This window comes from Streptomyces sp. NPDC005962, assembly GCF_040629205.1.
GTDB lineage: Bacteria > Actinomycetota > Actinomycetes > Streptomycetales > Streptomycetaceae > Streptomyces.
Genome location: NZ_JBEXVE010000014.1, coordinates 133,715 through 148,074 on the forward strand (window position 1 = coordinate 133,715; position 14,360 = coordinate 148,074).

Annotated in this window: 19 protein-coding genes; 5 read left to right on the forward strand and 14 right to left on the reverse strand. The window is 72.0% G+C overall.

Annotated features, from left to right (window positions below; genetic code table 11):
- Positions 1-13: 13 nt before the first annotated feature.
- On the reverse strand, positions 14-829 hold the full coding sequence (locus ABZ370_RS23800) for an ABC transporter ATP-binding protein (RefSeq protein WP_358624310.1): 816 nt from the start codon (positions 827-829) through the stop codon (positions 14-16).
- 100 nt (positions 830-929) lie between these two features.
- Here ABZ370_RS23800 and ABZ370_RS23805 point away from each other — a divergent pair, with 100 nt between their 5' ends.
- Positions 930-1,163 carry an antitoxin gene (locus ABZ370_RS23805; protein ID WP_358624312.1) on the forward strand — a complete coding sequence of 78 codons (234 nt, stop codon included), beginning with the start codon at positions 930-932 and terminating at the stop codon, positions 1,161-1,163.
- The gene (locus ABZ370_RS23810) at positions 1,160-1,531 is read left to right on the forward strand and encodes a fic family toxin-antitoxin system, toxin component (protein WP_358624314.1); all 372 of its coding nucleotides are present in this window, start codon (positions 1,160-1,162) and stop codon (positions 1,529-1,531) included. Before ABZ370_RS23805 ends, ABZ370_RS23810 begins: the two co-directional genes overlap by 4 nt.
- Positions 1,532-1,537: 6 nt before the next feature.
- Here the strand turns inward: ABZ370_RS23810 and ABZ370_RS23815 are convergent, their stop codons facing one another.
- The 4 genes from ABZ370_RS23815 to bioB form a co-directional block, all read right to left on the reverse strand.
- Positions 1,538-2,209 (reverse strand): methyltransferase domain-containing protein, encoded by a 672-nt coding sequence (locus ABZ370_RS23815; RefSeq protein WP_358624316.1) that lies wholly within the window; start codon positions 2,207-2,209, stop codon positions 1,538-1,540.
- A gap of 70 nt (positions 2,210-2,279) precedes the next feature.
- Entirely contained in the window at positions 2,280-3,014 is a 735-nt protein-coding gene (gene bioD / locus ABZ370_RS23820) for a dethiobiotin synthase (protein ID WP_358624319.1), read from the reverse strand.
- 42 nt (positions 3,015-3,056) lie between these two features.
- Complete coding sequence (locus ABZ370_RS23825) at positions 3,057-4,373, reverse strand: adenosylmethionine--8-amino-7-oxononanoate transaminase (RefSeq protein ID WP_358624322.1); 1,317 nt, start codon at positions 4,371-4,373, stop codon at positions 3,057-3,059.
- Positions 4,366-5,574, reverse strand: coding sequence for a biotin synthase BioB (gene bioB, locus ABZ370_RS23830; RefSeq protein WP_358624324.1), 1,209 nt, complete (start codon positions 5,572-5,574; stop codon positions 4,366-4,368). Before bioB ends, ABZ370_RS23825 begins: the two co-directional genes overlap by 8 nt.
- Before the next feature lie 201 nt (positions 5,575-5,775).
- On the opposite strand from bioB, the gene ABZ370_RS23835 reads away from it, so the two are divergent.
- Positions 5,776-6,945, forward strand: coding sequence for an 8-amino-7-oxononanoate synthase (locus ABZ370_RS23835; protein ID WP_358624327.1), 1,170 nt, complete (start codon positions 5,776-5,778; stop codon positions 6,943-6,945).
- 34 nt (positions 6,946-6,979) lie between these two features.
- Here ABZ370_RS23835 and ABZ370_RS23840 read toward each other — a convergent pair whose 3' ends face one another.
- Both ABZ370_RS23840 and ABZ370_RS23845 read right to left on the reverse strand, forming a co-directional pair.
- Positions 6,980-7,213 carry a DUF397 domain-containing protein gene (locus ABZ370_RS23840; RefSeq protein ID WP_358624329.1) on the reverse strand — a complete coding sequence of 78 codons (234 nt, stop codon included), beginning with the start codon at positions 7,211-7,213 and terminating at the stop codon, positions 6,980-6,982.
- Positions 7,214-7,222: 9 nt separating this feature from the next.
- Complete coding sequence (locus tag ABZ370_RS23845; protein ID WP_358624331.1) at positions 7,223-8,092, reverse strand: helix-turn-helix transcriptional regulator; 870 nt, start codon at positions 8,090-8,092, stop codon at positions 7,223-7,225.
- A 279-nt stretch (positions 8,093-8,371) separates the two neighbouring features.
- Here ABZ370_RS23845 and ABZ370_RS23850 point away from each other — a divergent pair, with 279 nt between their 5' ends.
- The gene (locus ABZ370_RS23850) at positions 8,372-8,800 is read left to right on the forward strand and encodes an ATP-binding protein (RefSeq protein ID WP_358624333.1); all 429 of its coding nucleotides are present in this window, start codon (positions 8,372-8,374) and stop codon (positions 8,798-8,800) included.
- On the opposite strand, the gene ABZ370_RS23855 is transcribed toward ABZ370_RS23850, so the two are convergent.
- The 6 genes from ABZ370_RS23855 to ABZ370_RS23880 form a co-directional block, all read right to left on the reverse strand.
- On the reverse strand, positions 8,797-9,357 hold the full coding sequence (locus ABZ370_RS23855) for a DUF6328 family protein (protein WP_358624335.1): 561 nt from the start codon (positions 9,355-9,357) through the stop codon (positions 8,797-8,799). The two genes, ABZ370_RS23850 and ABZ370_RS23855, sit on opposite strands and share 4 nt — an antisense overlap.
- A 24-nt stretch (positions 9,358-9,381) precedes the next feature.
- Complete coding sequence (locus tag ABZ370_RS23860) at positions 9,382-10,602, reverse strand: hypothetical protein (RefSeq protein ID WP_358624338.1); 1,221 nt, start codon at positions 10,600-10,602, stop codon at positions 9,382-9,384.
- Between the two features lie 73 nt (positions 10,603-10,675).
- A complete protein-coding gene (locus ABZ370_RS23865) occupies positions 10,676-11,068 on the reverse strand; it encodes a VOC family protein (protein ID WP_358624341.1) in 393 nt (130 codons plus the stop codon).
- An 82-nt stretch (positions 11,069-11,150) separates the two neighbouring features.
- A complete protein-coding gene (locus ABZ370_RS23870) occupies positions 11,151-11,624 on the reverse strand; it encodes a C40 family peptidase (RefSeq protein WP_358624343.1) in 474 nt (157 codons plus the stop codon).
- A 349-nt stretch (positions 11,625-11,973) separates the two neighbouring features.
- Positions 11,974-12,282: a hypothetical protein gene (locus tag ABZ370_RS23875; RefSeq protein ID WP_358624345.1), complete on the reverse strand. Its 309-nt coding sequence runs from the start codon at positions 12,280-12,282 to the stop codon at positions 11,974-11,976.
- An 8-nt stretch (positions 12,283-12,290) separates the two neighbouring features.
- Positions 12,291-12,926 (reverse strand): ATP-dependent Clp protease proteolytic subunit, encoded by a 636-nt coding sequence (locus tag ABZ370_RS23880; RefSeq protein ID WP_358624346.1) that lies wholly within the window; start codon positions 12,924-12,926, stop codon positions 12,291-12,293.
- 70 nt (positions 12,927-12,996) lie between these two features.
- On the opposite strand from ABZ370_RS23880, the gene ABZ370_RS23885 reads away from it, so the two are divergent.
- Positions 12,997-13,308: a type II toxin-antitoxin system Phd/YefM family antitoxin gene (locus ABZ370_RS23885; RefSeq protein WP_358624349.1), complete on the forward strand. Its 312-nt coding sequence runs from the start codon at positions 12,997-12,999 to the stop codon at positions 13,306-13,308.
- Between the two features lie 27 nt (positions 13,309-13,335).
- Here ABZ370_RS23885 and ABZ370_RS23890 read toward each other — a convergent pair whose 3' ends face one another.
- Positions 13,336-14,289, reverse strand: a complete 954-nt coding sequence (locus ABZ370_RS23890; RefSeq protein ID WP_358624351.1) for a M28 family metallopeptidase — start codon at positions 14,287-14,289, stop codon at positions 13,336-13,338.
- Positions 14,290-14,360: the final 71 nt, after the last annotated feature.

Genomic DNA, 14,360 nt, shown 5'->3' on the forward strand with positions numbered 1-14,360 from the left:
AGCTCACGTCCGCTCAGTAGCCCACGTCGGCCACGGGTCCGTCGGGGGTGGCGTACGCGCGGGTGAAGATCTGCATGCGGCCCAGCACCGAGTCGGCCGTGGGCCGCTCCATCCGGTCGACGATCCGGCCGTCGTCGAGGAAGAGCACCAGGTCGGAGTGGGCGGCGGCGCTCGGGTCATGGGTCACCATGACCACCGTCTGGCCCAGGTCGTCCACCGCCTCGCGCAGGAAGGTCAGTACCTCCAGGCCCGCCCGCGAGTCGAGGTTGCCGGTCGGCTCGTCCGCGAAGATCAGCTCGGGGCGGGAGGCCAGCGCCCGGGCACAGGCCACCCGCTGCTGCTGGCCGCCGGACAGCTGGGCGGGCCGGTGCTTCAGCCGGTCCCGCAGCCCGAGGGTGTCGATGACCCGCTCCAGCCACTCCGGGTCGGGCTTCCGGCCCGCGATGTCCATCGGCAGGGTGATGTTCTCGGCCGCGTTCAGGGTGGGCAGCAGATTGAACGACTGGAACATGAAGCCGACCCGGTCGCGGCGCAGCTGGGTCAGCCGGCGGTCGCTCAGGCCGGTGATCTCGGTGTCGCCCAGCCAGACCTGGCCCGCGGAGACCGTGTCGAGACCCGCCAGGCAGTGCATCAGCGTGGACTTGCCGGACCCGGACGGCCCCATCACCGCGGTGAACCTGCCCCGCTCGATCTCCACGTCCACCTCGTCCAGCGCGATCACGGCGGTCTCGCCGCTGCCGTACGCCTTGGTCAGGCCGCGGGCCCGGGCCGCCGCGCGGGCGCCGCCCTCCGCGTCCCCGTCTGTTTTCGTCGCCGCCGGTGTGGACACAAACGCCTCCCGTGTCGGAACGGTTTGCCCTCGATGGTAGGCACCGGTGCGTATTTGCGCGCCGTTGGCGTCGCTAGCAATTATGCGCTAGCGTGGGGGTGTGGCTAAGACACAGCTGAACGTCCGGGTCGACGAAACCACCGCTGAGGTGGCCCGGGAGCGTGCACTGCAGCGGGGAGTGAGCGTGAACCGCTACATCGAAGAGCTGGTCCGGCAGGACGCGGGCGAGGTGGGCCGGAAGTTCGTGGAGGCCGCGGCCGACTTCATGAAGCAGTACGAGTCCGTCTTCGACGAGGAATTCGGCCGGGAGCTCGGAGGCGAAGCGCGCCGTTGACCGTGCGTATCGACCTCGCCTGGCTTCTGATGATCGCCGAACACAACACCCCGGGGGACCCGCGCGTCACCGACTACGGAGTGCTGGTGGCCGCCGTGAGCAGGCACGAAGCGGAAATATTCGGCACCCCGATCTACGACGATCCGCAGGAGCGGGCCGCCGCGCTGTTGCAGCTGCTGCTCCTGGTACCGGCCCTGGAGCGTTCGAACGCGCTGTTCGCGTCGGCTGTCGCGTACGCGTACCTGGTGGCGAGCGGGCTGAAGGTGGCCACGTCGCCGGAGCGGGTCCGGGATCTGGCGCGCCTGGTGCACGACGGCGCGGTGGATGTGCACGCGATCGCGGACGAGCTGCGCCGGTGGAGTGTCTAGCGGCGCTTACGGGACCGGGCGCCGCACCACGCCCAGCGTGCCGGGCGACGTGGGCAGCGGCAGCCCCCGCTCCGGAAGCCGCAGGGACCGGTGGGTGACGGGCTCGAAGCCCGCCCGCGCCAGCTCCGCCCGCATCTCGCGTCCCGTGTGACACCCGCCGAACAGCAGTGGCCACACCGTCCGGTCCAGCGCCTCCTGCGTCATCGCCAGTGCCCGCCCCTCGGCCCGGCCGTGCTCCAGGAACCGCAGTTCACCGCCCGGCCGCAGCACCCGCAGCAGCTCCGCCAGGGTGCGCTGGACGTCCCGTACGGAACAGAGCACCAGACACGCCACCGCCGCGTCGAACGCCTCGCTCTTGACCGGCAGTGCCTCCGCGACCCCGGGCACCACGTCCACCGGCACCTCCGCCCGGTGGCCCGCCCGCACGGCCAGTCGGCGCAGATGGCGCTCGGGTTCGATGGCGACGACCTCGGAGACGGTGTCCGGGTAGTGCGCGAAGTTCAGGCCGTTTCCGGCGCCGATCTCGATGACCCGGCCGGACAGCCCGGCCAGCAGCTCGCCGCGGAGTTCGGCGACCCCGGCCCGTTCGTCGGCCAAGGGGCTGACCTTGGCCCAGAAGCGGGCGAAGAGCGGGTGGTGGACGGCTTCACGCGGGGGCCGACGGAGGCGGACGGGCATGGGTGACACCCCTTTTCCAGCGGGACGGCTGTGTACCGGTACGGGGAGTCTGCCCATGCCGCCCCCACCGTTACGCCGTGCGGTGCTCCTTTGTACGGTGCTCATTCATGAACTGCTCCGCGTCCCAGATCCCGTCGAGCCGCGGCGCCAGCCACCCCGGGGCCGCCGCGCGGAAGTCCTCGGGCGGGAGGGCTCCGGCCCGCTCGGGGACGGCGCCCAGCAGCGGGGCGCCCGCCGCCCGGGGCAGGTCGGTCCTGTTGCAGCGGGAGGCGAGGTCCGCCCCGGCGGGCCAGCTGCCGATGACAACACCGGGGAAGCGCAGGTTCCGGGCGCGCAGCGCCTCCGCCGTGAGGGCCGTGGCGTTGAGCGTGCCCAGGCCCGCATGGGCGACGACCAGGACGGGGGCGTCGAGCAGCCGGGCCGCGTCGGCGAGCGTCGCGCCGGTCTCGTCGAACCGTACGAGCAGGCCGCCCGCGCCCTCGACGAGCACCAGATCGTGCTCGGCGGCCAGCTTCTCCGCCGCCTCCGCGATCTCCCGCGGCCGCACGGCGGGGCGCCCGGCGCGGCGCGCCGCGGTGTCGGGCGCCAGCGGCTCGGGGTAGCGGGCGAGTTCCCTCAGGGTCACGTCACCGGCGAGCCGGGCCACTTCGGCGGCATCGCCCGGTTCCTCCGGGGTGACGCCGGTCTGTGCGGGTTTGAGTACGGCGACCGAGCGGCCGCGCGCCAGCGCCGCCGCCGCGACGGCCGCTGTGGTGACGGTCTTGCCGACCTCCGTGCCGGTGCCGGTCACGACCAGTACTGACATCTGCTTCTTCGTGCCTTTCGCTGTTCTCTCGCCGCTGTGTCGTCAGCCCGCCGCGGCCGCGGCGGCCCGTACCGCCGTGCAGACGCGGGCCAGATCGTCGTCGCCCGTGATGTAGGGCGGCATGGTGTAGAGCATGTCGCGGAACGGCCGCAGCCAGACGCCCTCGCGCACCGCCGCCCGCGACGCCGCAGCCATCCCCGCGTCGTCCAGCGGGTGGTCGAGCTGGACGACGCCGATCGCGCCGAGCACCCGTACCTCCCGTACGCCCGGCAGCTCGGCGGCGGGCGTCAGCCCGTCCCGCAGCCCCGTCTCGATCCGCTTGACCTCCTGCCGCCAGTCGTAGGACAGCAGCAGGTCGATCGAGGCGCCCGCGACGGCGGCGGCCAGCGGATTGCCCATGAACGTCGGGCCGTGGGCGAGCACGGGCAGCTCGCCGCGCGAGATGCCATCCGCCACCCGCGAGGTGCACAAGGTGGCGGCCAGTGTCAGATAGCCGCCGGTCAGCGCCTTGCCGAGGCACATCACATCGGGGCTGACCCCGGCGTGGTCGGCCGCGAAGAGCGCTCCGGTGCGGCCGAAACCGGTGGCGATCTCGTCGAACACCAGCAGCACGTCGTGCTCGTCGCACGCCTCGCGCAGCATCCGCAGCAGGGCGGGGGAGTGGAACCGCATCCCGCCCGCGCCCTGCACCACCGGTTCCACGATCACCGCGGCCAGCTCGTCCGCGTGGCGGGCCACCAGCTCGCGCACATGTGCCTCGTACGCGGGGTCGGGCTCGGCGTCGAAGCCGGGCGGCGGCGCGTCCGCGAAGATCTGCTCGGGCAGGACGCCCGACCACAGCCGGTGCATACCGCCGTCCGGGTCGCACACCGCCATCGGCTGCCAGGTGTCGCCGTGGTAGCCGCCGCGCCAGGTCAGCAGCCGCTGCTTGGCGGGACGGCCGAGGGAGCGCCAGTACTGGAGGCACATCTTGACCGCGACCTCGACCGACACCGAGCCGGAGTCGGCGAGGAAGACATGCTGAAGCGGTTCGGGCGTGATCTCCACGAGCCGGGTGGCCAGCCGCACGGCGGGCTCATGGGTGAGCCCGCCGAACATCACATGGCTCATCCGGTCGAGCTGGCCGTGCGCCGCCTCGTTGAGCACCGGGTGGTTGTAGCCGTGGATGGCGGACCACCACGACGACATCCCGTCCACCAGCTCCCGTACGCCCTCCGCCGGTTCGGCGAGCCGCAGCCGGACCCCGGCCGCGGACTCCACGACGAGCGGGTCCGTGCGGCCGGGCATCGGGCCGTACGGATGCCAGACGTGCTGCCGGTCCAGCGCCAGCAGCGCGTCGGGCGTCAGCGGCTCAGGCATTGGGCGGCAGTTCCGTCCCCGCGCCCCGGCGGCGCACCGCGACCAGGTCCGCGTGCGACTCCCCGGCCGCCACCGCGACGGGCTCGGCCGCGGGCTCATCGGGAGCCGTGGTGGCGGGCGCGTCACCGCACGGGCCGCAGCCGCCGCCCTCCGCGCCGTGCGAGCCACAGCCCCCGGCGGCCGCCGCGGCCACGTCGGCGCGGTGCGCGGGCAGCGTCCTGGTGTCCGTGCCCTCCACCTCGAAGCCCGCGTCGGCGATCATGTCCAGATCGTCCTTGCCGGACTGGCCCTCGGTGGTCAGATAGTCGCCGAGGAAGATCGAGTTCGCCAGGTGCAGGGCCAGCGGCTGGAGGGTCCGCAGATGGATCTCGCGTCCGCCCGCGAGCCGCACCTCCACGTCCGGGCAGACGAACCGCACCATCGCCAGGATGCGCAGAGCGCGCTGCGGGGTGAGGTTCCAGTCCCCGGCCAGCGGGGTGCCCTCGATGGGGATGAGGAAGTTGACCGGCACCGAGTCCGGGTTCAGCTCGCGCAGCGAGAAGACCACGTCGACCAGGTCCTCGTCGCGCTCGCCCATGCCCGCGATCAGCCCGGAGCAGGCCGACATGCCCGCGGACTGGGCCTGCTGCACGGTGGAGACCCGGTCGGCGTAGGTGTGGGTGGTGGTGATGTCGCCGTACGTGGCCTCGGAGGTGTTGAGGTTGTGGTTGTACGCGTCGGCGCCCGCGTCCCGCAGCCGCTGCGCCTGACCGTCGGAGAGCAGCCCGAGACAGGCACAGATCTCGACGGCCTCGTTCTGTTCCTTGATCGCGGCGATGGTCTTCGAGACCCGGTCCACGTCCCGGTCCGTCGGCCCGCGTCCGCTCGCGACCAGGCAGACCCGCTTGGCGCCGCCCGCGACCCCGGCCTCCGCCGCGGCCGCCGCCTGGTCCGGCTTGAGCCAGGTGTACTTGAGGATCTCGGACTTCGAGCCCAGCCGCTGCGAGCAGTACCCGCAGTCCTCCGGGCACAGCCCGGACTTGAGGTTCACCAGATAGTTGAGCTTCACCCGCCGCCCGAACCAGCGACGGCGCACCCTGCCCGCGGCGGCCACCACATCCAGTACGTCGTCGTCGGAAGTCGCCAATACCGCGAGAGCCTCTGCGCGGGTCGGCGACTCGCCCCGCAGCCCCTTGTCCACCAGCGTGTTCAGCAGGTCCATGGCGGAGATCCTGTCTTACCCCGCCGCTCCGGGCAAAGGAGGGACCGTACAAGACGTGGCGTTCGGGGTGTGTGTATTGCCACACCCTGCCCCTGCGCGGGCGCGACTACCTTCTATCCGGACCCCACAGTCGGCGCCCGGCACCACACGGTACCGCCCGGTCAGTGCCCGGCCCGTGCCCGAACGAAGGTGAGGAAGCCGATGCCCCAGGACCGTCAGGACGACCCGTTCGCGTGGATCGACGCGGGACGGGAGCAGCGCGCCCGGGCCGGGCTGCGGCGTGTGCTGCGCCCCCGGCCCGCCGACTCGCCGCTGCTCGACCTGGCGAGCAACGACTACCTGGGCCTGGCCCGGCACCCCGAGGTGACGGCCGCCGCCGCGGCGGCCGCGCACCGCTGGGGCGCAGGTTCGACCGGCTCCCGGCTGGTCACCGGCTCGACGGAGCTGCATACGACGCTGGAGGCCGAGCTGGCCGCGTTCTGCGGCTTCGAGGCGGCGCTGGTGTTCTCCTCCGGGTACGCCGCCAACCTGGCCGCGGTCTCAGCGCTCAGCGGCCGGGGCGCGCTCATCGTCTCCGACGAGGGCAACCACGCCTCGCTCATCGACGGCTGCCGCCTCTCCCGCGCCGAGGTCGCCGTCGCCCCGCACGCCGCCCTCGACGCCGCCGCCAAGGTCCTCGACGGGGCCCGGACGGAGGACCCGGGCCGCCGCGTGCTCGTCGTCTCCGACTCCGTGTTCTCGGTGGACGGCGACGTGGCACCGCTGACCGGGCTCGCCGCCGCCTGCCGGGCGCACGGCGCGGCGCTGGTCGTGGACGACGCCCACGGCCTGGGGGTGGTGGGCGAGGGCGGGCGCGGTGCCCCGTACGCCGCCGGGCTCGCGGGCGCGCCGGACGTGGTGGTCACCGCCACCCTGTCGAAGTCGCTGGGCAGCCAGGGCGGGGTGGTGCTGGGGCCCGCCCGGGTGATCGAGCACCTGGTGAACACCGCGCGCACGTTCATCTTCGACACCGGCCTCAACCCGGCCGCCGTGGGCGCCGCCCTGGCAAGCCTGCGGTTGCTGCGCCGGGAGCCGGAGCGCGCCGGACGGGCCCGTGACGTCGCGGCGCGGCTGCACGCACGGCTGACCACCGCCGGGCTCACCGCGGCGCGGCCCGACGCCTCGGTGGTGTCGGTGCGCGCGCCGTCCCCGGAGCAGGCGGTGCGCTGGGCCGCGGACTGCCGTACGGCCGGTCTGGTGGTGGGCTGCTTCCGTCCCCCGTCCGTACCCGACGGCATCTCGCGGGTACGGCTCACCGCTCGCGCGGATCTGACGGATCAGCAGGTGGAGAAGGCGGCCGACGTGATCGTGGGGACCGCACCGGCCGCCTGACGGATCGGTGTCCGGCGGTGGGGAGTCCTCCCGGCTACGGCCGGGAGGCGCCCTGGGTGCCGGGGTCACCGAGATCGCCGTCGCACAGGTCCCCGACGAACGAGGCCCAGGCGGACGGGGGGAACAGCAAGGCGGGTCCCGCGGTGTTCTTCGAGTCCCGTACGGCGAGCCGGCCCGGACCGAGCCGGGCCGTTTCGACGCAGTTGTTCATTCCGACGCTATAGCTGCTGCGCAGCCACACGACGGACTTGGCGGACAGATCGGACATGGTGCCCCCTCAGGCGCCGCCCCCGATTTTCATGATGAAGGACAAGGAATCCTCTGGTGACAGGGCGTTGGTCCGCAGCACATCGAATGCGCTGCTGTACGCCCGGAGGTCTTCTTTCCGCTCCAGATAGAGGCTACTCGTCAGGTGGTCGAGAACTACTACGTCGAGGTCAGTAATGTGCGGAAAAGAGAAGATAATGAAAGGACCTGTAATACCAATAGGCATTCCCGCGGAGAACGGCAGTACCTGAAGCCGTACCTGCGGTAATTCGGCCACTTCCGCGAGCTGCCGCAACTGAGCCCTCATCACCCCGGCGTCGCCCACTCCGCGCCGCAGCACCGCCTCGTCGAGCACCGCGTGCAGTGCCAGCGGCCGGTCCTCGCGCAGCACGGACTGACGCGCGATCCGCACCTCGACCAGCGTGTCCAGCTGGTCATCCGGCAGATCCGGCAGCGCCGCCCGGGTCACCGTCCGTGCGTAGTCCGCGGTCTGCAGCAGCCCCGGCACCACCGTGGTCTCCAGCGTGTACGCGGCCGACGCCTCCGCCTCCAGGCTGATGAAGTCCCGGTAGGCGGGCGGCAGCAGATCGCGGTACGCGTACCACCAGCCGCGCCGCGACCCCTCCGGGTCCGAGGCGCCCCCGCCGCACAGCGCCTCCAGCAGGGCCCGCAGCTGCGGGTCGGTGACCCCGTACACCTTTAGCAGCCGCGCCACATCCCCGGGCTTCACCCCGCTGCGCCCGGTCTCGATCCGGCTCACCTTCGACTGGTGCCATTTCAGCCGCCGCGCGGCCTCGCCGCTGGTGAGCCCCGCCAGATCGCGCTGGCGGCGCAGTTCCGCGCCGAGCTTGCGGCGGCGTACCGCCGGGCCGTACCGCATGAGATCTCCCTCCCGCCTGTCCCGTCCGCTGTCCCGCCCTGTGATGCCGTGTCGTGACCGTGGCCCAGTCTGCCCGGCAAATCCGGTCTTCCGTAGCAGAGTTCACCGTTTCGGGCGACAGATATATGCATAACTCGGTGGATCGCCCCCGTCACGGAGGGCATTGGTGGCAGTCTGGCGATCGGAGCCGCCGGGGCCGCCCACCCGGACCCCATGGCTGCGTCGGCGCCACCCGAACGCGTCCGCAGCCGCGCCCCGGCGGGAAAGGGACAGACCGTCATGGCAGACCATCAGGAAGCATCCGTCACTCTGCCGAGCGCGCCCGCCTCGGTCCCCGCGGCCCGCGCCTACGTGGCGAACGTGCTGGCCGAATGGGGACTCGGGGAAGGCGACGAGGCCGCGGACACCGTGCGGCTCATCGTCTCCGAGCTCGCCACCAACGCCGTACAGCACACCCTGGGCCAGTCGCCCACCTTCACCCTGGACATAAGGCTCGATCAGGAGGGGCGGCTGGAAATCGGTGTCACGGACAGTCATCCCCGCCATCCCCAGCGGCTGTCCGCCGCCGCCCACCAGGACAACGGGCGGGGCCTGGTCATCATCGGCGCTCTGGCCGCCGAATCGGGCGGCGAGGTGTTCGTCACCCCGACCGCGGACGGCGGCAAGACCGTATGGATCGCCCTGCCGTGGACCGTGCCGGTGCGCTAGCCCTGGTCGGTGGGCGAGCCCGTGTCGGTGTGCGGCTCGTTCGGCTCGTTCGGCGAGGTCGCCGGGGTCGGCGCGTGGTGGCTCATCCGGTGGCGGACCCACCGCGGGAAGACGCCCCACAGCCCGAGGCACATCGCGAACGTGCCCGCCGCCGCGGCGATCCCCGGGGCGCGCCCCAGCACCACGTCCACCACCAGCAGCACCGATCCTGTGAACGCCATTGTCAGCACGCACAGACCGGCCGAGGCCAGCTTTCCCGAGATGTCCACGACCCGCCGCTTGGCTCCCCGCCGGAACAGCGCCCGGTGCAGCGCCGCCGGGGCGGTGAACAGGGCCGCCGCCACCATCGCGAGCAGCAGCGTGGCCACGTATGTGCCGCGCTGTATCTCGTCCAGCGATCCGAAGCGGTTGGTGAAGGCCAGGGTCAGCAGGAAGGCGAACAGGATCTGCACCCCCGTCTGGGTGACCCGCAGCTCCTGCAGCAGTTCGGCGAAGTTCCGGTCGTCACGCTCCAGCGCGGTCTCGTGACGGACGGTTCTCGGGGCGTCGTTCTCCATACGCCCCCGGGTTACCGGAACCGTTCACAGTACGCGCTCGACCTGCCCCGTAGCCGCCCGCGCCTCGGTCAGCTCCAGGATGCGCGCGTACGTACGGCCCGCGTCCGGGCTGATCAGATAGTGCGGCATATCGCCGCGCTCGATCACCCCGTACGGGCTCGTGCCCATCAGGTACGACGAGTAGAGGATCAGCCCGTCCGGGCGGCGCGGATCGATGGCCAGCGCCGAGAAACCGGGGAACTCGTCCGTCTGGTAGACCCGCAAACCGTCCGCCGCCGCCCCGTGGCGCTCCTTGAACCGGCCGAACCGCTCCAGCGAATCCTTGATCTTCCGGGTCATGTCCTCCTGGTACTGCCGCGACAGGGTGGCCGCCGCGTCCGAGGATGGATCGAGCAGATAGCAGCGGTACACCCCGCCCCGGCGCAGCAGGTTCAAGACCGCGTCGCGGTAGCGGGCCGGGCGCTCGGTGGTGACCAGCCGGGACGACGAGGTGCGCAGCGCGGTGCCCATGTCGAGCACCTCCACGGACGCCGCGTCCAGCAGCCGCGCCTTCTCCGGCGAACTGGGCCGCTCGGGGTAGGCGTGCACGGGCGTGCCGCCCGCCAGCCCCCGGCCCGCCAGCCAGGCCTTGGCCGCCGCGCCCGGGCCGCCGTCGCCCGCCATCAGATAGACGTCCTTGCCCTCATGGCTGCCGACGTGCGCGAACAGCTCCGCGTACCGGCCCGCGGTGCGGTACACGTCCTCCGAGACCGCCAGACAGTCCGGCGGCGTCGCCTTCTCCAGATGCGCGGCCAGATTGATGTCGGGAGAGTGGATGGTGCCGGTCCGGCCCTCGCCGGTGTGCCGTATCGCCCCCTTGTGCACCGCCATCCGCACATGCAGCTCGCCATCCACTCCCGCCTGCGCGAACTCGTCCCGCAGATGCCGCAGATCGAGCGTGAGGAAGGTACGGGCCGCCTCCAGCGCGACATCGCGGGCCACGCTCTCGCTGTCGTCGTGGATCGCGAAGAACCCGCCGTCCCCGCGCCAGTTCCACAGATCGCTGCGGGCACAGCGGTGCTGCGCGGAGACCTGGCCGATCCGCGCCCGCATCCGCTCCCGCAGCAGATCGAAACCGTGCGCGGCCCGGTCCCTGGGATTCGAGCGGACGATCGTCGAATAGCCGGAGGTGTCGACGAAGACGAGATACACCTGGTCGTAGGTCCGGTCCGCCTGGAACTGGTCCGCCTGGAACTGATCGCTCAACGTAGCTCCCCTCCCGGCGCCGGTCTCCCCGAACCGGCGCCCCCCGGCTCACGCTAACGCCTCACCGGGCCGGTCACACCAGACCCCGCTCGACCGCGCCGCGCTCCACACAGAACTCGTTGCCCTCGGGGTCGGCCATCACCGCCCACCCCATCCCGTCCTCCGTGCGCCGGTCGTCGACGATCCGCGCCCCGAGCCCGAGCAGCCGCTTCACCTCCTGGTCCCGGGTGCCCGAGGGCGGCTGGATGTCGAGGTGGACCCGGTTCTTGACGGTCTTGGTGTCCGGCACCCGCAGGAACAGCAGACCGGGCACGCCTGGTTGCCCCGACTCGATCAGCACCTCGTCGTCGCCCGGCGCGTCCTCGTCCGTCACGGCGTAGCCGGTCAGCTCCGACCAGAACAGCGCCAGGGCGTAAGGATCGTGGGCGTCGAAGGAGATATGCCGGACCGGATTGAGATACGCCATGCGGTGCCTCCGGAGGTGACGGGGGACCAGGGCTGTCCTGATCCCCCGTCAACCTACTGCCGGGCACCGACACCAGGCCCGTTCAGCGCACATGCCCGTACGAGACCTTGCTGGTCCAGATCCGCTCCAGCCGCACCACGGTGCCCGCCTTCGGGGCGTGCCAGATCCGGCCGCTGCCCGCGTAGAGGCCGACGTGGTAGACGCTGCCGCCCTCATGGAAGAAGACCAGGTCACCGCCGCTGCGGGCGGACGCCTTGATAGGGCGGCTGCGGTTGTACTGGGCGGCGGCGGTGCGTGGCAGCCGCTTCCCGGCCCGCTTGTACGCGTACTGGGTGAGCCCCGAGCAGTCGAAGCGGCGGGGCCCGGCCGCGCCGTACACGTAGGGCGCGCCCTTCTTCGAGGCCGCGATGCGCAGCGCCTTGGCCGCCACGGTCGCGGCGTCGGCCTGCTGCGGCAGAGCCGGCACCGCCACGGTGCCGCCTACGGCGACGGCGGTGAGGGCCGAGAGGGCACCGGCCCGGGAGACCATCCTGGGGATTCGTATGTGCGCGGTCATCTCGCACACCACCCTTCGGTGACCGGGTTCGGTCGTCCCAGGGATGGTCACCCGCCGCGGGCGCCGGTTCCGAGCCGAGCGGGCGGGGCGTGAGGGTGGTCACGGCTGCTCCGTTCGGGTGACCGGGACGCGGTGGGACCCGGGCTCCGGCCTGCGGCGACGGCCGTTTCGGCGACACCGGCCGCAAGCCGGAGACGGCGTCGCGCCGGGGACCGGGTTGAGCCGTTCGGGTGACGCCGGGTGCCCCCGGGCGGGGCTCCGGGGGCAGCGCGCCGGGCCGACGACGCCGGGTCCGGGCCGGGCCGACGGCGCCGGGGCCGGGGCCGGGCTGTCGTGTCGGGACCGGGGCTCAGCGCGGCGAGGCGGTCGGCAGCGTCACCCGTTCGGAGCGCCGCTCCCCGTCCAGCACCCGCAGCGCCCGGGTCAGCGTCGCGGTGTGCAGTTCGCTCTCGCCCCGGTCGTGCATCAGCGTCAGCGCGTCCCGCAGGGCGATGGCCTTCCCGACCAGCGCCTGGGCGGCGCGCAGCCCGCCGTAGGTGTCATGGCCGCGGGCCGGGTTGATCCGGCCGAGCAGATCGACCGCCTCCAGATAGGCGTCCACGAGGTCGCCCTCCGCGCGGGTCAGCGCGGGCAGCGGGGGCAGTTCCGGCGGAAGCATCGGCGCGCTCACCTCTCCCCGGGGAGCGAGCCCGGACGCTTACGGCTTTGGGTGACCCCGTCCACCAGCCCGTACGCCACCGCGGCCTCGGCGTCGAAGATCGTGTCGCGGTCGACGTCGGCGCGGACCCGCTCGGCGCTCTGGCCGGTGTGCCGCATCAGCATCTCCTCCAGCATGGCCTGGGTCCGCAGCAGCTCACCGGCCTGGATCTCCAGGTCCGAGGTGGTGCCCTCGACGGGCTCGCTGAGCGCCGCCTGATGGATGAGCACCCGCGCGCCCGGCAGCGCCAGCCGCTTGCCCGGCGCCCCGGCGGCGAGCAGCACGGCGGCGGCGGACGCGGCCTGGCCCAGGCAGATGGTCTCGATGTCGCACGCGACGAAGTGCATCGTGTCGTAGATCGCCGTCATCGCGCCGAACGAGCCGCCCGGGGAGTTGATGTAGAGCGAAACGTCCTGGTCGGGCGCGGCGTGTTCGAGGTGGATGAGCTGCGCGATCACATCGTTGGCCGCGGTGTCGTCGATGGGCGTGCCGAGGAAGACGATGCGCTCGGAAAGCAGCTTGGAATAGGGGTCCATGGTGCGCACGCCGGTGCTGGTGCGCTCGGTGAACTCGGGCAGGACATAGCGCGCGGCCGGTCGTTCCATCGCGGTCACCTCTCAGGGGGCTTGGCTCCGTAAAAAATGTACAGGATGTACGTCCCGTACGATGGGGAGCATGGCGTACGAGATTCCGGTGACGCAAGCCCGGGCGGAACTGGCGGAGCTGATCAACCGCGTGGTCTACGGCGGTGAGCGGGTGGTCCTCACCCGGCACGGAAAGCCGCTGGTCGCTCTGGTGTCCTCGGATGACCTGCGACGACTCGACGCGATCGAGGCGGATGCGGAGGGGCAGGCGGAGGAGCAGGTGATCAGTACGGTGTCGGCGATGCGCCCGACCTCGTCCGCTCCTGGCGAACGGCGGCGCTTCGGTATCGCGGCAGAACACCGCGGCCCGGACGCCGGGGATCGGCGTCCGGGCCGCGAATGATGACGACAGGCCCTGGGGGAGTGGCGGCTAGGAGCTGAGCTCCCAGACCGCGTGGGCGATGGCGTCGCTGTTGCGGTCCAGCGCGGTGTCGTCGACATTGGACGTCTTGTCGCACGCCGAGTGGTAGCACGGGTCGAACGGCTCGCCCGCCTTGCCGCCCCACGTGTCCGCCTGCGCCTGGGTCTTGGTGGACTCGGCGCCGGTGAACAGCCCGCCGACCCGCACCCCGGCGTCCTTGAACGGGGCGTGGTCCGAGCGGCCGTCGCCCTCGGTCTCCTTCTCGGTCGTGATGTCCTTGGCCGCGTACCAGTCCTTGAAGACCTTCTCCAGCTCCGGGTCGTCGTCGTAGACGAAGTAGCCGGGGTTGGGGGAGCCGAGCATGTCGAAGTTCAGATACGAGTCGATCTTCGACTTCTCGTCGGACTTCAGGCTGTCGACGTACTTCGTCGAGCCGACCATGCCGTCCTCCTCGTCGCCCCACCAGGCGAACCGCAGATGCTTGGTGGGCTTGAGGTCGGCCTTGGCCACGGCGAGCGCGACCTCCAGGATCGCGGCGGAGCCCGATCCGTTGTCGTTGATGCCGGGGCCCGCCTCGACCGAGTCGAGGTGTGACCCGGCCATGACGACCTGGTCGGCGCTGCCGCCCGGCCAGTCGGCGACGAGGTTGTAGCCCTTTGCGCCGCCCGAGGTGAACTCCTGGACGTCAGTGGTGAATCCGGCCGAGTCCAGCTTGCCCTTGAGGTAGTCCAGGGACGCCCGGTAGCCGGGCTGTCCGTGGGCGCGGTTGCCTCCGTTGTCGTCGGCGATCGTCTGGAACTGGGCCAGATCGGCCTTGACCGCGTTCACGTCGATGTCCGGTGCGGCGGCGCGGGGGGTGACGGTCGCCTGGGCCGCGGAGGCCCCGCCCAGCAGGGCGGCGGCGAGGGCGGCGCAGGTTCCGGCCGCGAGGGTGCCACGGCGAAATGGTGCTATGCGATGCACAGTTGGGCTCCGTAGTGATGTGGGGGGTTTGTGCGGAGCTGATGGATCATGATGCGGACATGAGGATCATC